General features: G+C 56.5%; 19 protein-coding genes. 13 read left to right on the top strand and 6 right to left on the bottom strand.

Annotated features, from left to right (window positions below):
- Nucleotides 1–24 precede the first annotated feature (24 nt).
- The 6 genes from GS636_RS01310 (at nucleotide 25) to GS636_RS01285 (ending at nucleotide 6,142) form a co-directional block, all read left to right on the top strand.
- Nucleotides 25–1,002: a MoxR family ATPase gene (locus GS636_RS01310; RefSeq protein WP_171183091.1), complete on the top strand. Its 978-nt coding sequence runs from the start codon at nucleotides 25–27 to the stop codon at nucleotides 1,000–1,002.
- Nucleotides 1,003–1,019: 17 nt separating this feature from the next.
- Nucleotides 1,020–1,967: a DUF58 domain-containing protein gene (locus tag GS636_RS01305; protein WP_171668184.1), complete on the top strand. Its 948-nt coding sequence runs from the start codon at nucleotides 1,020–1,022 to the stop codon at nucleotides 1,965–1,967.
- Nucleotides 1,964–2,437 (top strand): DUF4381 domain-containing protein, encoded by a 474-nt coding sequence (locus GS636_RS01300; RefSeq protein WP_171183087.1) that lies wholly within the window; start codon nucleotides 1,964–1,966, stop codon nucleotides 2,435–2,437. The genes GS636_RS01305 and GS636_RS01300 overlap by 4 nt, the downstream gene beginning before the upstream one ends.
- Nucleotides 2,437–3,420, top strand: a complete 984-nt coding sequence (locus tag GS636_RS01295; RefSeq protein ID WP_171668183.1) for a VWA domain-containing protein — start codon at nucleotides 2,437–2,439, stop codon at nucleotides 3,418–3,420. The genes GS636_RS01300 and GS636_RS01295 overlap by 1 nt, the downstream gene beginning before the upstream one ends.
- A gap of 80 nt (nucleotides 3,421–3,500) precedes the next feature.
- Nucleotides 3,501–4,922, top strand: a complete 1,422-nt coding sequence (locus GS636_RS01290; protein ID WP_253762612.1) for a VWA domain-containing protein — start codon at nucleotides 3,501–3,503, stop codon at nucleotides 4,920–4,922.
- Nucleotides 4,919–6,142, top strand: coding sequence for a BatD family protein (locus tag GS636_RS01285; RefSeq protein ID WP_171668181.1), 1,224 nt, complete (start codon nucleotides 4,919–4,921; stop codon nucleotides 6,140–6,142). The genes GS636_RS01290 and GS636_RS01285 overlap by 4 nt, the downstream gene beginning before the upstream one ends.
- Before the next feature lie 2 nt (nucleotides 6,143–6,144).
- Here the strand turns inward: GS636_RS01285 and GS636_RS01280 are convergent, their stop codons facing one another.
- The gene (locus GS636_RS01280; RefSeq protein ID WP_171668180.1) at nucleotides 6,145–6,825 is read right to left on the bottom strand and encodes a Crp/Fnr family transcriptional regulator; all 681 of its coding nucleotides are present in this window, start codon (nucleotides 6,823–6,825) and stop codon (nucleotides 6,145–6,147) included.
- Between the two features lie 198 nt (nucleotides 6,826–7,023).
- Between GS636_RS01280 and GS636_RS01275 the strand changes: the two genes are divergently transcribed.
- From GS636_RS01275 to cls, 3 genes are all read left to right on the top strand, one after another.
- Nucleotides 7,024–8,634 (top strand): arylsulfatase, encoded by a 1,611-nt coding sequence (locus GS636_RS01275; RefSeq protein WP_171237539.1) that lies wholly within the window; start codon nucleotides 7,024–7,026, stop codon nucleotides 8,632–8,634.
- Nucleotides 8,635–8,707: 73 nt separating this feature from the next.
- A complete protein-coding gene (locus tag GS636_RS01270; protein WP_171668179.1) occupies nucleotides 8,708–9,682 on the top strand; it encodes an HAD family phosphatase in 975 nt (324 codons plus the stop codon).
- Between the two features lie 21 nt (nucleotides 9,683–9,703).
- Nucleotides 9,704–11,116 (top strand): cardiolipin synthase, encoded by a 1,413-nt coding sequence (cls, locus tag GS636_RS01265; RefSeq protein ID WP_171668178.1) that lies wholly within the window; start codon nucleotides 9,704–9,706, stop codon nucleotides 11,114–11,116.
- On the opposite strand, the gene GS636_RS01260 is transcribed toward cls, so the two are convergent.
- Nucleotides 11,113–11,547 (bottom strand): two pore domain potassium channel family protein, encoded by a 435-nt coding sequence (locus GS636_RS01260; RefSeq protein ID WP_171668177.1) that lies wholly within the window; start codon nucleotides 11,545–11,547, stop codon nucleotides 11,113–11,115. The two genes, cls and GS636_RS01260, sit on opposite strands and share 4 nt — an antisense overlap.
- Nucleotides 11,548–11,723: 176 nt before the next feature.
- On the opposite strand from GS636_RS01260, the gene GS636_RS01255 reads away from it, so the two are divergent.
- The 3 genes from GS636_RS01255 to GS636_RS01245 are packed head-to-tail and all read left to right on the top strand — an operon-like array spanning nucleotide 11,724 to nucleotide 15,812.
- Nucleotides 11,724–12,371, top strand: coding sequence for an ABC transporter ATP-binding protein (locus GS636_RS01255; protein ID WP_171668176.1), 648 nt, complete (start codon nucleotides 11,724–11,726; stop codon nucleotides 12,369–12,371).
- On the top strand, nucleotides 12,368–14,782 hold the full coding sequence (locus tag GS636_RS01250) for an FtsX-like permease family protein (RefSeq protein ID WP_171668175.1): 2,415 nt from the start codon (nucleotides 12,368–12,370) through the stop codon (nucleotides 14,780–14,782). The genes GS636_RS01255 and GS636_RS01250 overlap by 4 nt, the downstream gene beginning before the upstream one ends.
- Nucleotides 14,772–15,812: a lipocalin-like domain-containing protein gene (locus GS636_RS01245; protein ID WP_171668174.1), complete on the top strand. Its 1,041-nt coding sequence runs from the start codon at nucleotides 14,772–14,774 to the stop codon at nucleotides 15,810–15,812. Before GS636_RS01250 ends, GS636_RS01245 begins: the two co-directional genes overlap by 11 nt.
- A gap of 14 nt (nucleotides 15,813–15,826) precedes the next feature.
- On the opposite strand, the gene GS636_RS01240 is transcribed toward GS636_RS01245, so the two are convergent.
- The 3 genes from GS636_RS01240 to GS636_RS01230 form a co-directional block, all read right to left on the bottom strand.
- Nucleotides 15,827–16,258 carry a universal stress protein gene (locus tag GS636_RS01240; protein ID WP_171183065.1) on the bottom strand — a complete coding sequence of 144 codons (432 nt, stop codon included), beginning with the start codon at nucleotides 16,256–16,258 and terminating at the stop codon, nucleotides 15,827–15,829.
- Entirely contained in the window at nucleotides 16,255–18,864 is a 2,610-nt protein-coding gene (locus GS636_RS01235; RefSeq protein WP_171183062.1) for a TRAP transporter permease, read from the bottom strand. Before GS636_RS01235 ends, GS636_RS01240 begins: the two co-directional genes overlap by 4 nt.
- Nucleotides 18,865–18,962: 98 nt before the next feature.
- Nucleotides 18,963–19,931: a TAXI family TRAP transporter solute-binding subunit gene (locus tag GS636_RS01230; RefSeq protein WP_171089876.1), complete on the bottom strand. Its 969-nt coding sequence runs from the start codon at nucleotides 19,929–19,931 to the stop codon at nucleotides 18,963–18,965.
- 397 nt (nucleotides 19,932–20,328) lie between these two features.
- On the opposite strand from GS636_RS01230, the gene GS636_RS01225 reads away from it, so the two are divergent.
- Nucleotides 20,329–20,676 (top strand): hypothetical protein, encoded by a 348-nt coding sequence (locus GS636_RS01225; RefSeq protein WP_171668173.1) that lies wholly within the window; start codon nucleotides 20,329–20,331, stop codon nucleotides 20,674–20,676.
- A gap of 160 nt (nucleotides 20,677–20,836) precedes the next feature.
- Here GS636_RS01225 and GS636_RS01220 read toward each other — a convergent pair whose 3' ends face one another.
- Nucleotides 20,837–21,718, bottom strand: a complete 882-nt coding sequence (locus GS636_RS01220; RefSeq protein ID WP_171668172.1) for a fructose bisphosphate aldolase — start codon at nucleotides 21,716–21,718, stop codon at nucleotides 20,837–20,839.
- Nucleotides 21,719–21,789 lie beyond the last annotated feature (71 nt).

Genomic DNA, 21,789 nt, shown 5'->3' with positions numbered 1-21,789 from the left:
GTGGACGCCGATTGGACCCGCTAAATGAATGCACTTAATCAGATAAATGATCTCAAGGCCCGCATGGGGCAATCCATCATCGGACAAACAGACGTAATCGACCGCTTGTTGATCGGGATGTTGGCCAACGGCAATTTGCTGATCGAAGGACTGCCCGGTTTGGCCAAAACCCGCGCGGTAAAGGCGATGGCCCGCAATCTGGACGCAAGTTTCAGCCGCATCCAGTTCACGCCCGACCTTTTGCCCTCGGACGTCACTGGTACTGAGGTCTTTCAGCAAACCGAAGAAGGCGGAAACTTCCGGTTCGAGCCTGGCCCGATCTTTGCCAATATCGTTCTTGCAGACGAGATCAACCGCGCACCCGCCAAGGTTCAGGCAGCGCTGCTTGAGGCAATGGAAGAGCGGCAGGTAACCGTCTCAGGTACCACACATAAAATGGAACCGTTGTTCATCGTGATGGCAACGCAGAACCCGATCGAACAAGAGGGTACCTACCCCTTGCCGGAGGCGCAGATGGACCGGTTCCTGATGCATGTCCAAATCACTTACCCCCCGGTCGAAGACGAAGTTGAAGTAATCCGACTAGTACGCAGAGAAGAGATTGCCGCAGGCCAAGGCGGGGCTAAGGATGCGCCGACGACGATCCCTCAGGACGCCGTATTTGCTGCGCGCGCCGAGATCGGGCAGATCCACGTTTCTGATGCGATGGACCGTTACATGGCCGATCTGGTGCAAGCCACTCGGACCCCCGGTGCGCTGAGCGAGGAATTGGCCAGTTGGATAGACATCGGCGCTAGCCCGCGCGCTTCGCTGGCACTGGACAAATGCGGACGCGCCCATGCCTGGATGAACCAGCGTGATTATGTAGACCCAGCCGACGTACGCGCCATCGCCCATGACGTATTCCGACATCGCATCACCCTAAGCTTCGAGGCGCAAGGCAGCGCGAAATCCGCCGATGATGTGATATCGGAAATCCTGCAGCTTGTTGCGCTGCCCTGATAGCTAAGGAACGCCGCGTGTCCCAGACCGCCGCATATCCCGACGACCCGCGCATCCATGTGGATTCGGACCACCTGCTACGGTTGGGGCCAAAGTCGCGCGCGATCAGCCTTTTGCCGCGTCAACCCGCCCGTTCTATCCTCAACGGACGGCACGCTTCGCGCTTGCGCGGGCGCGGTTTGAACTTTGAAGAGCTGCGCAACTATCTGCCCGGCGATGACATTCGCACCATCGATTGGAAAGTCACGGCTCGCACAGGAAAGCCGCACGTTAGGGTTTATACCGAAGAACGCGACCACCCGGCCCTTTTGCTGGTCGACCAGCGCGTTTCGATGTTTTTTGGCACACAAGTGTATATGAAGTCCGTGATCGCGGCCGAGGCTGCGGCGATTTCCGCCCACAGAGTGTTGGGCCAAGGCGACCGGGTCGGAGGGCTCGTCTTCGGCGACACTGATCTGGCGGAACATCGCCCGCAACGGCGACCTGCCGCGCTAACGCGTTTTTTGTCATCACTGGGCGCGCTGAACAGTAGTTTGCGCGCCTCGCAGCGCGACGATGCGACCGTGACTTTGAACGCCGTGCTGAAACAGGCCGCCCGCATTGCGCATACCAACACACTGATTTGCGTCTTTTCGGATTTCGACGGGTTGGACGACAGTTCCGAGATTTTGGTGCGTGAACTTGCCGCTTCTAATGATTTAATTTTATTCAATATTTCAGACCCAAGCTCTCGCGAGTTGGTTCCCAACCTCAGGCTGACTGTTTCGGATGGAGACAACCAGATCGAATTGAACAGCGCGGACACAGGTTTGTCGGACCGTATCCGTCATGCGATGGAAGATCGGCTGTCTCAGTTGCAAACTTGGTCACGCCGCTATGGCTTCCCCATCGTGCCATTGACGACGGCGGAACCAACCCTCGACCAACTGCTGAGGCTATTTGGCCATGCCGGAGGCCGCAGATGAGTGTAGACGTCGAAGGCAAATCACTGGTCGATCTGCTGGACATGCTCGAGCCCGCTCCTGCACCGGACCCGGTTTCCATGGTGCCGCAAACTTGGGGATGGCTCGCTCTTGCCGCTCTTGTTGCAGGACTGATTGCTTTTGGTTTTCATGCGTATTTTCGCCATCGACGGATGAATGCCTATCGGCGCGAGGCGCTGACTGAACTGGCGGTGGCAAAAGACAATCCCGCGAAGATCGCCGAGATCATGCGCCGCACAGCACTTGTTGCCTTTCCACGTAGTCAGGTTGCTTCCCTTCATGGAGACGAGTGGGTCAGATTTCTGACGCAAACTTCTGACCATACGCATTTTTCTGATGTAGAGGCTCGCGTTCTTACGGCGGCGCCCTACACCACCATGCCCGCCAGTCCCGAACTGACGAAGCTAGCACAGCAATGGATCAGGTCCCACAAACGCGAAAGGAATGCGTAATGTTTTCTTTTGCCGCGCCTTGGGTGTTCGTCCTGCTTCCGCTTCCCGCTTTGGTGTACTGGCTTGCCCCGCCTCACCGCGAGAAAAGCAGCTCGATCCGCATTCCTTTCTTCCGCCATGTTGCAAAGGCCGCTGGTGTCGAGCCCCGATCAGGGTCTGTCATCCCGCGCCGTGCGGCCTTTCAGACGGGAACCGTCGTTGTGATCTGGTGCCTTCTGATTTTTGCGATGGCCCGGCCTGAAAAGTTGGGAGAACCGGTCGTTGTTGAAAAGTCAGCTCGAGACGTGGTTCTGGCTTTGGACATCTCGGGTTCAATGGACCAGAGGGATTTCACCTCGTCAGACGGCGCGCCAACTCAACGCCTTGCTGCGGTCAAGGACGTATTGCGCCAGTTTATTGCGGAGCGACAAGGCGACCGGATGGCCTTGATCATCTTTGGCACCCGCGCCTTTGTGCAAGCCCCGTTTACCGAAGACCTCAACAGTTTGAACGGCTTTCTGGAGCAAACACAAGTCGGCATGGCTGGACCAAACACGGCTCTTGGGGATGCCATAGGACTGGGTATTCGCACCTTTGAATCCAGCGAGGTTGACCAACGTCTGATGATCGTCCTGAGCGACGGCGCTGACACCTCTAGCCGCATGACACCGGTCAATGCGGCGGCTATTGCAGCGGAAAAGGGCGTTGTCATCTATACGGTCGGCGTTGGCGACCCAGACGCGTCGGGCGAGGATCGCGTCGACCTGGATGCGCTAAAGGATATCACAGACAGAACAGGTGGAGCGTATTTCTTTGCCAATGATCAGGATGCGCTGGCCAAAACATACGCCCGCATTGATGAGCTCAACCCAAGAATTGTGGAAACGCAAAGCTATCGACCACGAGAAAGCCTTGCGCATTATCCACTTGGATTGGTCGTTGTGTTGATGCTGATGACATTGTCTGTCCAGCACGTCGCCCGACAGCACAAAGGTGCTGCATGACTGGCGTTTTAGCAGATTTCCATTTTATTCGAGCGGTTTGGCTCCTGCTCCTCATACCGATTGCAGTTCTGTGGTGGCTGATGCGCCCCAAGCCTAAACCCCGTGTTCAAGAGATGTCCGGGATTGCACCGCACCTTGCTGCTGCGCTTGAGTTGGGGGCTGACAATGCGAGACGCCTCTATCCAATTGACGTTGCGATGATTGCGGCGATTCTGGTCACACTGGCTGCCGCGGGGCCAACATGGTCACGGGCACCCAACCCGTTGGTCGCGGACACCGCTCCATTGGTAATCGCCCTGAAGGTAACCGACAGCATGGAAGAACCAGACTTGGCCCCGTCCCGACTGGATCGCGCCAAGTTCAAAGTCACCGATCTGATCAATGCGCGCGTGGGTGCCCGAACTGCCTTGATCGCATATGCTGGCACCCCGCATCGCGTCGCACCTTTGACCGAAGACGCCAATATCCTGCGCCCGCTGCTAGAGGGCCTCAACCCCGCCGTTATGCCAAAACAGGGGGATGCAGCCGCGAATGCGCTGACGCTGGCCGAGACGATCCTGAACGATAGCGAAACGCCCGGCGCTGTCCTGTTCGTGTTGGACGACCTCGACCCCTCGCAACTGTCGGATTTCGAGACCGCCACCGTGCCAGTGTTCTTTCTGACAATGCTGCCAAATGGTCAAAGCATCACGCAACTCGACGGCTTGAAAGGGACAACTGTGGTTCCGTTCTCAAGCGATGATCGGGATATCAACCGCTTACAACGTCAAATTCAATCAGCATACACAGCCGCACTGGATGATGATGACGGCCTAGACTGGCAAGACAAAGGATGGTTGCTGGCCTGGCCAGCCGCCTTTCTGTCATTGCTTTGGTTTCGCAGAGGTTGGGTGATCCGGTTGATACTGCTCACCTTCTGCATTTGGTCCCCGTCTGGCCCGGCTTATGCCGACGGCTGGCGGGATTGGTTCTTGACCCCGGACCAACAGGGTCAAATCGCGATGAACCAAAAGCGCTATGCAGAAGCGGCCGAGTTGTTTCATGACCCGTATCAGGAAGGCTATGCACGCCTAAAGGCCGGGCAATACCCTGAAGCTGCTGCGATTTTTGCCGAGCTGGATACGCCCGAAGCCGCGTTTTCCGAAGGTATGGCGCGCATACGTAACCGCGAGTATCGTCCGGCCATCGCGTCCTTTGAAGTCGCATTGGAACGCCGGCCGGATTGGCCAGAAGCTCAGCATAACCTCGAGGTCTCGAAAGCGATCCTCGACTATGTTGAAACTACGCGCGAACAGTCTGATACAGGTGAAGAAGCAGGGATCGGGGCTGATGACACGGTCTTTGACAACGACGCAGGGCGTGGTGAACAGACGAGCATTCAAGCCCCGACAGACGGATCGCAGGCCATGTCCGCTGATCAATGGATCAGCACGATTGATACCGACATGCAGGACTTTCTTCGCAACCGGTTCCTGTTAGAAAATCAGGAGCAGAAGCAATGAGATACCTCGCCCTTCTTATGCTTCTAATACCGACTGAACTGTTCGCCCAGACCGGCGTCCAGCCACAGGTGACCGCCGAAACACCTACGGAACCCGTCATCGTTGGGCAACCCGCAATTGTGCGCATCAAGGTACTAGTGCCAACATTCATGCCCTCGCCTCCGGTGTTACCGTCGCTTGAGCAGGAGAACCTGCTGGTGCGCCTGCCGGAACGTGCTTCGGGACCAGTGAGTGAAACCGTCGAAGGTGAAACCTGGTCCGGCGTTCAACGCAGTTATCGCCTCTATCCCCTGAGCGCCGGAGAAATTGCGTTTGGTGCGCAGGACGTCGTAGTCACCTTTGCCGACCCCGAAACAAATGCGCCGGTTCAGGTCAGCGTGCCCTTGCCGGACTTGACCCTGAACGCCGTGGTCCCAGAGGGCGCACGCGACCTGGATCCGCTTATCATCGCAACCGGTCTTACGGTAGATCAGCAGATCGACGGGGACCCAAATATGGAGAATGGTGGATTAATCACGCGCCGCCTGACCGCCAAAATCTCTGGAACAACGCCGTTTCTGGTGCCCGAATTGATCCCCGGCAACCCGGACCCGCTGCTGCGAGCCTATCCTAAAGAGCCACGCTTTACTGAAAATGAGGACCGGGGCGTTCTGTCCGGGCAGCGTGTGGACGAGGTCGTCTACCTTGCGCAGGACGGCGGCCAGACGCAGCTGCCTCCGATCTCGATTCGCTGGTACAATCTGGACAGCAACCAGGTCGAAACCATCGACATTGCCCCGGTCGACTTGACACTGGCCCGACCGCAATGGCAACCGCCAGACACAGAAATCATACTAAGGTTCGCAGTTTGGTTGGCCGCCTTTGCGTTGTTCTTATGGCTTACCATCCGTTTCCTGCGCCCGCGTGTCGACCGATTGCGCCAGCTTCGGCGGGATGCGTTCCTGGCTTCGCCCGACTTTGCGTTGGGTGAACTCAAGAATTCACTGCAAGATCATGATATTGCAGCGGCTTACACAGCTTTGGAAATGTGGAAGTCCCGCAGCGGCATGGCCAGTCAAACCACCAGTTTGGACCAACACCTCGCCCAGATTGGAGCCGCCAGATACTCGGCGCACCCCGACACCAAGACCGAGGATTGGGCCGCGGCGTTGTCGGCGCTCGCGTCACTGAAGCAATCCGCGCAATCGCCAGCGAACCCGTTGCCGCCGCTCAACCCCTGAGCTCAGCACTGACATGAGGCAATCAACTGCCGTCGGTCCTTCAGGCGCACACGCCCATACCCAAGCTCGATCAGCCCCAAATCCGCGAGACGATGCAAGTTGCGATGTAACGTCGGTTGGGAAACGGCCACCATTGCTGCCAGTTCATCCTGGGATATCACGATCCACCCATCGGATTTCGCGGTCCCCTCGTCCAAGTGCAACAGACGCAGAACAAGACGCTTTTCCGTTCCTGTCACGGCAAGATTGGCCATAATACGCAAAGCAGTTTGCATGTTTTCATGCGACAAGGCGTAAAAATCACGGATGTAGTCGGGATTATCGTCGACCAGCCTGTCCAACCGCGACGACGGGAAAAACAGCGTTCGCGTGGTTTGAGTGGCAACGACGCTCACCAGCCTGTTGGCGTCGGCAAACAGGGCCAGATCACCGATCCAGAACCCACCACCTTGTCTGTGAACAACGAATTCCTGACCATCATCAGCGGGGGCCGTGATCTGAACCGCACCTTCCAGAACCGCATAAACCCCATTGGCCAAATCACCATACAGATAAAGCGCTTCGTCCGCCTTGAAGTTTCTTCCTATCCCGCAGGCCAACAGATCCGCCTGAAACCGCGCCCCACGCGCACCAAACCAGCCAGAGCCCAACAATCTCTTTCTATCATACGGATTATCAAACATTAGTATTCTTCAATCTCATCATATGATAGGTTTCAAGACATTGTCATAGCCTAAGGTAAGGCTATCCGATTCTCGACGTAATGCGAATTTTTCCTGTCGGGAATCAATACGTTGTTGGACGATCTAATAAATAATGATCGCCTTCAATTACTTTTACTTCAACGGGTCATTAAAACCCGGTCAGTTCAGGAGCAAACTATGTCACCACCTCGTTCGATTACAGAAAGTTGGCGCAGCACAATCCGCAAATTCGCTGTAGCTTCGGTCGCGGTTGCACTGGCCCTGCCCGCATGGGCACAGGATCAAAAGCCCAACATCCTGGTTATCTGGGGTGACGATATCGGTCAGTCGAACATCTCGGCCTATACAATGGGCCTGATGGGCTACCAGACGCCAAACATCGACCGCGTTGCGAAAGAGGGCATGATCTTCACCGACTATTATGGCGAGCAGTCCTGCACCGCCGGTCGGTCGTCGTACATCATGGGTCAGTCGGTGTTCCGCACAGGTCTGTCGAAAGTGGGTTTGCCCGGTGCTGATCTGGGTATGCAAGTCGAAGATCCTACAATTGCGGGCCTGCTGAAGGACCACGGTTACGTAACCGGTCAGTTCGGTAAGAACCACCTTGGTGACAAAGATGAGCATCTGCCGACAAACCACGGTTTTGATGAGTTTTTCGGGAACTTGTATCACCTGAATGCGGAGGAAGAGCCGGAAAACGAAGACTATCCCGGCGATCAGGTTCTGGCCGATGGCCGCACGTTCCGTGAAGCGTATGGTCCGCGTGGCGTGATCAAGTCCAAGGCGGACGGCACGATCGAGGACACTGGTCCGCTGACCCGCAAGCGCATGGAAACGGTGGATGATGAAACTGTTGCTGCCGCAATCGACTTCATCAAGCGTGCGCATGAGCAGGGTCAACCCTTCTATGTCTGGTGGAACGGAACGCGCATGCACTTCCGCACCCATGTCAAAGATGAAATGCGCCAACAGGCCAACGAAATCTTTGGTGGCGTTGCCGACGAGTACACAGCCGGCATGATCGAGCACGACATGCATGTTGGACAACTGCTTGATCTGTTGGACGAACTTGGCATTGCCGACAATACCATCGTTCACTACTCGACCGATAACGGCCCGCACATGAACACATGGCCGGATGCCGCGGCCACACCGTTCTGGGGTGAGAAAAACACAAACTGGGAAGGCGGCTGGCGCGTTCCTTCAATGGTCCGTTGGCCCGGTCAGATCGAAGCCGGATCGGTTACGAACGAGATCGTGCACCATATGGACTGGCTGCCGACCTATCTGGCGGTTGCTGGCGATCCCGACATCAAGGAAAAGCTGAAAGCAGGTTATAGCTCGTCCGGCATGGGGCGTGACTACAAAGTGCATCTGGATGGCTACAACATCCTGCCCCTGTTGACCGGTGAGACGACTGAAAGCCCGCGCGCCGAGATCTTCTATTTCTCGGATGACGGCGACCTGACAGCGCTGCGCTACGACGACTGGAAGCTGATCTTCCTTGAGCAGAAAGCTTGGGCCACGCTACGCGCATGGATTGAACCTTGGACCGAGTTGCGCATCCCGCTGATCGTGAACCTGCGTCGCGACCCGTATGAGCGCGCCTATCGCACGTCCAACACCTACTATGACTGGCTGCTGGATCGCGCGTATTTCCTGGTGCCGGCTCAGCAATACGTGGGCAATTTCCTCTCAACCTTCGAGGAATTCCCACCGCGCCAGAAAGCGGCAAGCTTCAACCTGGATCAGGTTATGGAGAAGCTGACGACACCGACAAACAACTAAGTTGCGTGTAAATCCAAACCGGGCCGCCACTTTAATGGCGGCCCTTTTTATCTTGAAACTAAACGAGTAATTCATGCGATACTTAGTTCTCAGCACTGTTCTTGCCTGCGCCCCGCTGTCACTGCTTGCCGACCCACTGCCCAGTTGGACCAACAGTCATGCCAAAGATCAGATTGTAGCCTTTGTCGAAGGCGTGACCAGCCAAGACAGTCCCAACTATGTGACCCCATCGGACCGAATAGCTGTCTTCGACAACGATGGAACGCTTTGGGCCGAGCAGCCCGTTTATTTCCAATTCATCTTTGCCATGGACCGCCTTGCCGAAATGGCAGAGCAAGATCCGTCAATCCTGAAAACACCCGTACTGGAAGCCGCCGCCAAAGGAGATTTGGCAACGGTATTAGAGAGCGGCCATGACGCGTTAATTGAAGTCGTGAATACCACGCATTCCGGTGACAGCGTTGCAGAGTTCCAGGCTGCTGTGGCCGATTGGTTGGCGACAGAGCGTCATCCCGATACCGATCTTCCTTACGACCAGATGACCTATCAGCCGATGATCGAACTTTTGCGTTATTTGCGGGATGAAGGGTTCACCACGTACATTGTCTCGGGCGGTGGTCTGCATTTCATGCGAGTGTTCGCCGAAGAAGCCTATGGTATTCCGCCCAATCAGGTTTTGGGAACATATGGCAACACCAGCTATGAGGTGATTGATGGCACGCCGACGATCGTCAAGGCGCCGGGTATCGCGTTCATCGATGACAAAGAAGGCAAACCCATCAACATCGAACGCACAATCGGCAAGCGCCCGATTCTGGCCGGCGGAAACTCGGACGGTGATTTTGCGATGATGCAGTGGGTCACCGCCGGTGACGGTCCCAAACTGGGCGTGCTGATTCATCACACGGATGCTGACCGCGAATGGGCCTATGACCGCGAAAGCGCCATTGGAAAGCTGGCAGACGGGCTGGACAAAGGCCCCGAGATGGGTTGGGTCATTGTGGATATGGCGCAGGATTGGACTCGGGTCTACACTGGGGCAAACTGACAAACCCGGAGCCTTAACCCTATGTGGACATTGCTTGTTTCTGCCGTCGTCTTTGCCCTCTATACGACGGCAGCAGTGTTCGTGGTGCGCGCGGCGCAAACAGCGCGGACCCCTCAAGGCGCCGTAGGCTGGGTTGTGTTTTTGGTCTCGGCCCCTTTTATCGCAGTGCCCGCCTACCTGTTTCTGGGCCACCATCGCTTTCGCGGATACCGCATCGCACGTCAGGAAAGCGAACGCGTTGTCGAAGGCATCAAAACCTTCGCCGACTTTTCAAAACCCGATCCCGCGCGCATGTCGATTAACCCGCGTCCGTTCGAAGTTTTGGCGCATTTGCCGGTCTCACGCGGGAACGGGGCCGAGCTACTAATCGATGGGCAGGCCACATTTGACGCAATCTTCGACGCCATCGATGTGGCCAAAAGCTATATCCTGATACAATTCTACATCGTGCGCGCTGACGCGTTGGGCCTGCAGCTGCAGGAAAAGCTGATTGCTGCGGCCAAGCGAGGGGTGCGCGTCCGTTTCATGGCCGACGCGGTGGGCAGTTACGGCCTCCCCTCGGATTATCTTGAGGCACTTCAGGAGGCCGGGATTGACGTGGCTAATCCGAAGGATCAGCGCGGCCCCAATTTCCGATTTCAACTCAACTATCGAAACCATCGCAAAACCGTTGTCATCGATGGGGAAACCGGGTTCATTGGCGGTCACAACGTTGGCGTGGAATATCTGGGGCAGGACAAGCATTTCGGTCATTGGCGCGACACGCATCTGAAGATGACCGGCCATATCGTGCGCCAATTGCAGCTAATTTTCACCGAAGACTGGCACTGGGCCCGGGACGAAGATCTGATCGACGAGTTGGATTGGGCGGGCTCCGAAGCCGAGCAAGACATGAACGCCTTGTTGGTTGCCACCGGCCCCGGTGACGAAACGGAAACCGGTGCGATGATGTTCTTTGCCGCCATCGCTGCAGCTAAAGAAAGGCTCTGGATTGCTTCGCCTTATTTTGTACCGGATATCGACGTGATGACCGCTCTGCAACACGCGGCAATGCGCGGGGTGGATGTGCGCATTCTGGTGCCCGATATGATCGACCACCGCCTGCCCTGGCTGGCCGCATTCGCCTATTTTGACGAGGCCCGCGACTGCGGCGCGCGTATCTTTCGCTATACCGACGGTTTCATGCATCAAAAGGCGTTTGTCGTCGACGATGCGCTGGCGGCGGTCGGCACAACCAATCTGGACAATCGCTCATTCCGGCTGAATTTCGAGGCTATGGCGCTGTTTTTCGATACCCAAGCTGCAAACCGGGTCGCCGAGATGCTGCAAGCAGATTTCGAAAACAGTTACGAGTTGACACGCACCCTCGCACAGCAGCCGGCGCATATTCGTTTTGGTGCTCCTCTGGCGCGGTTGTTCGCTCCGATCCTTTAGGAAAAGAACCTGTCGTTGAACACGCGTGTCATCAACGCAACCATATAGGCAGTGGACAAGCCAAAGGTCAAAAGACCCGCAACCGAGGCAAAAGACCCAAAGATCCGCAGCGCCTCACCCAAAACGATATCGCCATAACCCAGTGTCGTAAACGTCACGAGCGAGAAATAGATGGCCGAGTTCCACGTCGGAAGTACATCCAGCAATACCCAGACAATGGCCCACAGCCAGACCTGTATTGTGTGTGTTGCAACAATAAAGGCCAGCGCTACAGCAATCGGAATGGCAACAGCCATAAAGTTGCTTTGCACCGTCAACTTAGGCTCGAGCTTGAGAAGGACCAGAGTGCACCAGGTCAACAAAATAATCTCGACCAAAAAGCAAAGGCCCAAAAAAGTACTGCCCCACATGATCTGGTGCAACAAGGTCATGTAATGTCATCCTGATTTGCAACGGAAACGCGTCTTCACAGAATGGACTGTGCTGTGGTTGCGCACAAGACCACCAGACGCCTTTTGCACCTGCGGCGAAACGCTCCGATGGTCGGTCTGCACTGGACATGAGTTAAAACTGTTGCACATCTTGCGGAGCAAAAGCGGGGCGAGCCATGGTGTTGACCATAGACAAGGTGCAGAAATCCTATCCCGGCGGGCGTCCGTTACTGCGCGATGTATCTCTGGTTCTGGATCAAGGGCAAACTTTGGCCCTGACCGGTGAAAGCGGCAGCGGCAAAAGCACCCTGCTGAACCTTGCCGCAGCCCTGGACAACTTTGACGGGGGCGAGATCATATTGGGGGAAACTCGTCTATCCACGCTGGATGATGCAGGACGGGCAGCACTGCGCCGGAAACATGTGTCGTTGGTGTTTCAACAATTCAATTTGATCCCGTCCCTGACGGTTGCACAGAACCTGTCCTTTCACGCGCGTCTTGCCGGTGTCGAAGATACCGCTTGGAACAGCCATCTGGCGGAACGACTGGGCCTGTCAGACTTGCTGGAACGTTACCCCGAGAACCTGTCGGGCGGTCAGCAACAAAGGGTTGCAATCGGGCGGGCCATGGCCGCGCGCCCCAAGCTGTTGCTGGCTGATGAACCGACCGGCAATCTGGACGAAACCGCCAGCGCAACCGTACTGGACCTGATGTTATCACTGGTTGCCGACACCAAAGCGGCATTGTTATTGGTAACGCATTCCCAACAAATCGCTGCGCGACTGGACCGTCAAGTCACGCTAAGCGGCGGGCGGATTCAATGACATGGCCCGTCATTCAGGCCCTGATGTCCCATTGGCGGGTGCATCGGTTACAACTGGCGACCTTGCTGATCGGCATCGCTTTGGCCACCGGTTTGTGGTCGGCTGTACAAGCCATCAACGCCGAAGCGCGTGTAAGCTATGCGCGGGCCAACGCTCAATTGGCCATCGGCCAATTTGACGAGCTTCGAGACCCGTCGGGACCGATTTCAGTCTCTCGTTATGTCGACCTGCGCCGTGCTGGCTGGCAGGTTGCAGCCGTTCTGGAAGGCCCATACCGTATCGGCGGGCGAACCTTGCGCCTGATGGGCGTGGATATGGTTGCCTACCCGGCCCTGCCTGCCGTGACTGAAGCAGAACAGAGCGCAGTACCGCCCGAGCCTGTGGACATGTTGACCTCCCCGGGCCGTGTTCTTGTATCACCCGAGCTAGAGGTGCTGCTGCGTGATCAAGACAACCTGCCCCCCATTCTGACCACCTCAGCCCTTCCCTCGGACGTCATTCTCACCGACATCGGCGTGGCCGAGGGCTTGTTGAACCAAACAGGCGTCATCTCGCGGCTTGTCGTGCTGCCGAACCAACCGCGCGACCTGCCCCCTCTCAATCAGGTCGCACCTGAACTGGACCGCATCAGCCCCTCAGCGCAAGTCGATACCGCTCAGTTGACCGACAGCTTTCATTTGAACTTGTCGGCGTTTGGACTTCTGTCCTTTGCCGTTGGGCTGTTCATCGTCAATGGCACCGTTGGTCTGGCCTTTGCCCAGCGACGCGGCATGATCCGCACCTTGCGTGCTTTAGGCGTGTCCATGCGTCGGCTTGTTTGGCTGGTACTGACCGAATTAACCCTGTTGGCCCTGATCGGAGGCAGTCTTGGATTGCTGTTGGGCTTCTTTCTGGCCGGAGCGTTGCTGCCTGATGTCGCCGCAACTTTGCGTGGGCTCTATGGCGCGCCTGTGACCGGACAACTGACGCTGCAACCTCAGTGGGTTTTCGCTGGTATCGCCATGGCAGTATTCGGAACCCTGCTGGCCAGCGGTCACGCATTGTGGCGCTTGTCCAACATGCCTTTGCTCGAAGGACCGGGCGTGCAGGCGTGGCAGAGCAATTCCCGCGCGCGCCACATCGTCGGAGCAATGGGTCTGATCCTGATAGTCGGAGGATCGCTGGCCTATGTCACCATTGGAGGGCTTGTTGCAGGTTTCACCTTATTGGCCGGATTGCTGACAGGTGCGGCCTTGCTGTTGCCATCGCTTCTGGCCATGGCTCTGTCTGTACTGGCGCGTACGGCGCGCGGTCCTGTTGCGCAATGGGTCTGGGCGGACCTGCGGGCGCAATTGCCTGGCCTGTCTTTGGCCCTGATGGCCCTGTTACTGGCCTTGGCGGCAAATATCGGCGTGGGAACAATGGTTTCCAGCTTCAGGTTAACCTTTATCGGCTGGCTGGATCAACGGCTGACGGCCGAGTTGTACGTGACTGCGCGTGACGAAGATCAGGCACGCGAGATGACCATTTGGCTGCGCCCTCAGGTCGATGCCATTTTGCCGATCCGCAGCGTAGAACTGCCCCATGAAACCGGCCCTTTATTCTTATACGGCGTGGTGGATGATACCGTGTACCGGCAACACTGGCCCTTGATTGCCTCAACCGCCACCGTTTGGGATGACGTGATGGCCGGAGACGCGGTGCTTATCAACGAACAATTGGCGCGCCGCGCGTCCTTGTGGCCCGGTGCCCAGCTACAACTTGCCCAGAACCACGTTTTGCCGATCGCGGGGGTCTATTCCGACTATGGCAATCCAACGGGTCAAGCCATCGTTTCAATGGCGCAACTGGATCGTATCGTACCAGGGACCGAGATGCGGAGGTTTGGTATCCGCATGCCACCGGAAGACGCGACTACGATGGCACAAACCCTGCGCGCCCAATTTGACCTGCCGCCGCGCGCAGTGGTTCAGCAAGCGGCCATGAAGGCGCAATCACTGGCGATCTTTGAGAAGACCTTTGTTGTGACATCGGCGCTGAACGTTCTGACCCTTGGCGTGGCGGGATTCGCCATCCTGACCAGCCTGTTGACGCTGTGGACACAACGCCTGCCGCAAATCGCCCCTGTTTGGGCGCTGGGGCTGAACCGGGCGCAACTGGCACGGCTGGAGCTTTTTCGCAGCGTGTTGCTGGCTGCACTGACGGCAGTCCTTGCGTTGCCGCTAGGACTGATCCTGGCATGGGTTCTGCTGGCAGTGATCAACGTACAGGCCTTCGGTTGGCGGCTTCCCATGTTCGTCTTCCCATGGGACTGGCTGTGGCTGTTTCTGTTGACGCTTCTGGCGGCCATAATCGCAGCAGCCCTGCCCGCGTTGCGGATGCTGCGCCTGCCCCCTGCCGACTTGCTGAGAGTGTTCGCCAATGAACGTTAGAACCCTTTTCCTCTGCCTGATCATCATTTTCCCACTTCCATTGTGGGCACAGGGCTATGCAGGTTTGGGCGGATCAGCCGAGGGCTTTGATGTTCCCGAAGAAGGATATGCGTTCGATTTCCCCAAGGATCATGGGCCCCATCCGGCTTACCGGATCGAATGGTGGTATCTGACGGCCAACCTCAAGGGTGAAGATGGGCGCGACTATGGTGTTCAGTGGACCCTGTTCCGATCTGCTCTGAAGCCCTTTGAAACCGCCGGTTGGCAAAGCCCGCAAATCTGGATGGGTCACGCGGCGACAACAACGCCTGACACGCATTACTTCGCTGAGCGTCTTTCGCGTGGCGGGATTGGTCAGGCAGGCGTAACCGCTGAACCCTTTGAGGCGTGGATCGACGAATGGCGCATGGCCGGTCCTGATTTCGACACCCTTACCCTGACGGCCAACGGAGAGGATTTCAGCTATGATCTGTCGCTGACCGCTCAGGGGCCATTGGTGTTTCACGGCGATGCAGGGTATTCGGTCAAATCTGCGGATGGTCAGGCCAGCTATTATTACTCGCAGCCTTTTTACGCGGTTGAAGGTGTTCTTCGACTGCCAGACGGCGATGTGCACGTCACAGGCCAGGGTTGGTTGGACCGTGAATGGTCGTCGCAGCCGCTTGCTGCGGATCAAAGTGGATGGGATTGGTTTTCCCTCAGCTTCGAGGGCGGCGACAAGATGATGGCTTTTCGGTTGCGTGGGGGGCGCGGCGACTTTACCTCGGCCACTTGGATCAATGCCGACGGCAGTACCGAGGCTATCCCTAACGGAACCGTCCAAATGACGCCGCTGGCCACGGACCAAGTCGCAGGGCGCGAGGTTCCAACACACTGGCGCGTTGCCTTACCGGATCGGGGTGTTGAAGTTGACGTTTCCGCCATCACACCCGAAGCATGGATGGGAACCCGCTTTGAGTATTGGGAAGGACCTGTCACCGTAACCGGAAGCCATGAAGGCATCGGATACCTTGAGATGACAGGGTATTGATCCCTGAAGTCTGTTCAGCGCACGACGTAAACAGAAACCGAAGAATGTCGCACAACACGTGATGCGTTGGGACCCAGCAGGTAATCCTTGAAATCCGGCTTGTGCGCACCGATTACGATCAAATCGGACCCGGCGCCTTCAGCAGTTTTCAGGATTTCCTGATAGGCCGTTCCTGTCGCCACAACATGGCGGATAGTTTCATTTCTCTCTGACCCCAGTGCTTTGACACACAGCGATGTCAGAGTGGCCTGCGCCTCTTCAAAAGCCTTGTCGTGGAAGTCGGCCTCAAAGAACCCTGACACCCAACTTTCACCAAAATCCGGCAGCACGGTCACAACATCCAGCTGCGCCCCTTCCAGGTCCGCCAGAGCGGCCGCCTTTTGCAGAACCGGCACATCAATCTCACCATTGCTGATATCAATGGCGCATAGAACTGAACGTGTCATGCAAGCACCTCTCGTCTGGCGGCCCGGCCGCGTTGCAAAAGCGCGATGAGGCCAAGAAGAACCATCGCAGGGATATAGACCAACTGCTTGGGTGGCTGACTTGACGGCAAGCTGACCGAGGTCAGGCTTACGGCCTCATCCCCATAATAATCGAAGATATCCAGATCGCCTGAAAGCGGTGTTCCTGGGAACGGTTCGTCCAGTTTAACAACGCCGTCTTCAGGGATCAGGATTAGCCCCAACGCCTCGACCCGCGCTGCGCCGCCGTCTTCCGAACCCACCGTGGCCACCACAGTTGTATCAGTCATTTCAAGCGTGTCGAAGTCTGGCCCGGACACAACAAGCCGCATCTCTGTTCCGGGTGGAACCTGACCGATTGTCTCTTCGAACGCAGCAGGTTCAACCGATTGGAACGGAGGCGAAATGCGGTCCATAAAGAAGTCCGGCCTGAACAAGGCAAAGGCCACAAAGATCAGCGCGATGCTTTCATAGATCCGGCTGTGGGTCAGGAAGTACCCCATTGTACCGGCAGTAAAGACCAGAATGGCTATGGTGGCGAATATGGCGACGATTATGCCTTCGACCCATGTCACATCGATCAACAACAGGTCGGTGTTGAAGATGAACACAAACGGCAACGCCACAGTGCGCAGGCTGTAGAAGAACGCCGTGAAACCGGTCTTGATCGCATCACCACCCGAGACAGCAGCGGCCGCGAAACTGGCCAGACCCACAGGCGGTGTCACGTCCGCCATAATACCGAAGTAAAAGACAAACAGGTGGACAGCGATCAGCGGCACGATCAGCCCGCTTTGCGCGCCCAGTTCGACAACCACACCAGCCATCAACGAGCTGACGACGATATAGTTCGCCGTGGTCGGCAGGCCCATACCTAGGATCAGGCTGAGGATACCGACCATGATCAGCATCAGGATCAGGTTGCCACCCGAGAGGAACTCGACCAGATCGGCCATCACCTGTCCTACACCGGTCAGCGTCACCGTACCCACGATCACGCCCGCCGTGGCTGTGGCCAAAGCGATCCCGATCATGTTCCGCGCGCCGTCGATCAGGCCCTGCCACAGGTCGGCCACACCGTCGATAAAGCGGTTGTACACATCGCTTTCGCCGCGGAAGACCGCCTTGAGCGGTTTTTGCGTCAGCAGGATCACGAACAGTAACGCGGTTGCCCAAAAGGCTGACAAACCAGGAGATTTCTGTTCGATCATCAGGAAATAGACAAGCACAATAATCGGCAGCAGATAGTGCAGACCTGCCTTGTAGATGTCTGCAATGACCGGCAGCGTGACCTCTTTGGCGTTTGGATCGTCGGGCTCAAGATCCGGCACCTGAGCGGCCAGATAAAGCAACACGACATAGATCGCGCAAACGATCAGGCTAAGGATCAATCCAGCCGCCGAAGGTGCCCAACTTGTCACCGCATCCACCGGGAATTGCGAGCTATAGCACAGACCGGCAAATACCACGAAGAAAGACAACATCCCAACAACGGTCCGCGCCAAATGCACATCCCGGTCGCCCAGGGTTGGCATGTTCCGCTTAACCGCTTCAAGATGGACGATATAGACCAGCGCGATGTAGGAAATCGCAGCAGGCAAGAAGGCGTGGGTGATGACCTCAACATATGAGATGCCCACATATTCCACCATCAGGAAGGCCGCAGCGCCCATAACCGGTGGCATGATCTGGCCATTCACCGAAGACGCAACCTCGACCGAACCCGCCTGTTCGCTGGAAAAGCCCACCCGTTTCATCAACGGAATGGTGAAGGTGCCGGTGGTTACAACGTTGGCAATCGACGAACCCGAGATCAGCCCGGTCGCGGCAGAGCCCACAACGGCAGCCTTCGCAGGGCCGCCACGCAGATGGCCAAGCGCCCCGAAGGCCATTTTGATGAAATAGTTCCCTGCCCCGGCCTTATCCAACAAGGCGCCAAACAGAACGAACAGGAAGACGAATTTCGTGGAAACGCCAAGAGCGATGCCAAACACACCTTCTGACGTGATCCACATATGGCTCATGGCCTTTTTCAGGCTCGCGCCTTTCCAGCGGATAACTTCGGGCACCCATTCGGATGAACCGAAGAAGACATAAGCCAAAAAGATCGTCGCGATGATCGCCATGGCCGGGCCAAGCGCGCGGCGCGCGGCCTCGAACAACAGTAGCAGGCCGCCCAATGCGATCCACTTGTCCGTGTCATCGGCAAGCCCGCCCGCATTGACGATCTTGTCGTAGAAGAAATACCCATAAAGCGCGACAAACGCGCCCAGAATACCCATGATCCAGTCCTGAATCGGGATATAGTTCCGAGGGCTGGACTTCAGCGCCGGATAAGCCGCAAAGGCCAGAAACATCGCAAAAGCCAGATGGAACTGGCGCGAGTTATTCACAACGCTTCCGGGAAGGACATAGTTCGAGATTGGCGAGGCCAGAACAACCTGAAAAATCGACCAGATCGCCGCTACGATGGCCAGAAAAATCCCGACGTTGCCGACCGGGTTGCGCCCGCCGGCGTCGGAAGACGCAACCAGATCCTGAAGCTCTTCTTCAGATAGCGGGCGATTGGATTGTGTGTCGGAACTCATAAAATGTCTCCCCGTCACGGCCTTTTTCGGCCTTTTGGAACCCCGTTTTACACGGGTTGTGTGCAGGGCGCCCGAAGGCACCCTGCGTCAGGTCTGGCTTACTGAATCCAGCCTTTTTCTTTGTAGTACTTTTCAGCACCCGGATGCAGCGGTGCCGACAGGCCGTCCGCGATCATCTCTTCGGGCTTCAGGTTGGCAAATGCAGGGTGTAGCTTTTTGAAGTCATCGAAGTTCTCGAAGACCGAGCTGACAACCGCATAGACCGCATCTTCCGATACGTCCGCTGACGTCACAAAGGTTGCGCCCACACCAAAGGTCGACGTGTCGCCATCAGATCCACGGTACATGCCACCGGGAATGGTTGCGGTGCGGTAGAACGAGTTATCGTTGACCAGTTTGTCCACGGCTTCGCCGCTGACATTCACCAGAACCGAGTCACATGCGGTGGTGGCTTCCTGAATCGAACCCGAAGGGTGACCGACGGTGTAAACCATCGCATCGATCTGGTTGTCGCACAGTGCAGCCGACTGTTCAGCCGCCTTCAGTTCGGTCGCCAGTTCGAAATCGCCCGTGGTCCAGCCCATTTCACCCAGCAGAACCTCCATGGTGCCGCGCTGACCGGAACCGGGGTTGCCGATGTTGACGCGCTTGCCTTTCAGGTCCTCAAAATTGGTGATGCCGGAATCGGCGCGGGCCACAACGGTGAACGGCTCGGGGTGAACCGAGAAAACGGCGCGCAGGTTTTCGAACGGGCCAGCCTCTTCGAACTTCGAGGTGCCGTTATAGGCATGGTACTGCCAGTCTGACTGTGCCACACCAAACTCCAGTTCGCCTTCGCGAATGGTGTTGATGTTGTAGACCGAACCACCGGTCGATTCGACCGAGCAGCGCACGCCATGTTCCTTGCGGCCTTTGTTTACCAGACGGCAGATCGCACCGCCGGTCGGGTAATACACGCCGGTTACGCCACCGGTGCCGATTGTGATGAACTCTTCCGCATACGCGGCTGGTGCCATCATGGCCGCCGTCACAAACGCGCCAAGGCTCAGTTTGCTGCTGTTTTTCATGTTTTAACTCCCAATTTTTTATCTGGCAGTTGGAACCCAAATGGGTCGGCCTGCTCAGGGAAGCGTGCCGATAATACAATCCGGCCCGTCCCGCAACAGGTACAACTCTTTGAATTTTCCAATTTCTCCCAACCCTTGTGAGGTTTCATTCAGAGACGCTGATTGTCAAGGCCGCCGCCCGGTCTGACCGCCTCAAACCGCATATATGAGCTTGAATTGCGAAGTTTCCCCATCAGCGCAATGCGCGCTGACCCGGTATTTCCAACGACACTTAAAGTTCAAACATACGCCTCATTCCTGGCGCAAATGGAAGGCACCTGCTCGTCAGGTTCGGATGTAATGATTGCCCATATTGCCGGACCCAGCGAACAGAAAACCCCCAACTTTGGACTTCAAAATGGCAAAGAAATACCTCTGCGTGCTCGCGGTTGCGGCTGCGGCAGCAACCCCTGCTTTGGCAAATAACGCTCTGAAACAAGATGATTTTTCAGTTGAATGTGTGTCAGATGTGGACGGCAGCAACGTAACTTTGAAACGGTCAGGCGGTTCGGACAAAGGCCATCTTTCCACAGGCGACCTTGAAGGCGAAGCCGCAATTTATCCTGTCGGAGAATCAATGACGTTTTTGCTGATGCAGGACGGGCAGGTCGTCACGTTTGTCGTGAACTATGACAGCTTGAAATACGACATGATGGTCAAAGGCGCGGTTCAAAAATTTGACCGGGGCACGTGTCCGGTATCCTGAGGAGCCCAACACGAGATAGCTTCCGCCAAATGGCGCTATTTCGGCGTTAAAACTGAACGCTCAGCTTTGCGGAATTTTGAAATCAAATACCGGATTTAAGCCGAGCGGTCAGAAAAAAGAAGCGGCGCATGCACGCCGCTTCTTTTGTTTTATCAGCGACTTAAGCAGAAGCCTTAAAGATCTTTTCAATGTTGCTGCCCAGGGCGGCATTGAACTCGGCATCAGATTGCTGTTTCGACAGACCTTCGGTCAGCGCACGCGAAAACGACGCGATCATCTTGCCGTTCTGGCCCAGCAAATCACACGCCTGCTCGGTCGAATACCCACCTGACAAGGCAACCACGCGCACCACGCGCGGGTGATCAGCCACTTCATCATAAAGGTTTGCCGTGCTGGGGATCGTCAGTTTCAGCATGATGTCCTGCCCCTCGGCCAACTGATTCAGGTTTTTGAGGATTTCAGCCTTCAGGATGTCTTCCGCCTCGGCCTTGGTTTCCGAGTTGATGTTAACCTCGGGCTCGACGATCGGAACCATGCCTGCGGCAACGACCTCGCGGGCCACATCGAACTGCTGCGCCACAACGGCAGCGATGCCTTCGGCGTTGGCTTCATGAATCACCGAACGTTCCTTGGTGCCAAACACACCCTCTGCCGTGGCCAGCGTTTCGGCCAGACCCGGGATCGGTTTCATCATCTGGACGCCATTCGCGGTCTCTTCCAGACCTTTGTCGATTTTCAGGAACGGAACGATGCCTTTGACCGACCATAGGTAATCCGCAACCTTGCGGCCGTCGATTTCTTCACCCAGCGTGCGTTCAAACAGGATCGCACCGATCACTTTATCCTTGGTGAAGTCGTCCGCCAGAATGATCCGCGCGCGCATGTTCTGGATTTCACCAAACATCTCTTCTTCCGAGGCGTAATCCGATGCGTCCACCCCATACAGCGCCAGCGCCTTGGGGGTCGATCCACCACTTTGATCCAGTGCGGCGATAAAGCCTGCTCCGTTGGACATCTGTGCGCGCTGTTCTGCTTTCGACATAATGATTTCCCGTTCAAGAATGATTCCGATTTCATTCCTCGCATACAGCACGGTGATGGACGATGGTAGTT

This window comes from Ruegeria sp. HKCCD4884 (genome assembly GCF_013110855.1).
In the GTDB taxonomy this organism is placed as follows: Bacteria; Pseudomonadota; Alphaproteobacteria; order Rhodobacterales; family Rhodobacteraceae; genus Ruegeria.
Note: the sequence above shows the minus strand (reverse complement) of the source record. Positions and strands in the feature narration are given on the sequence as shown.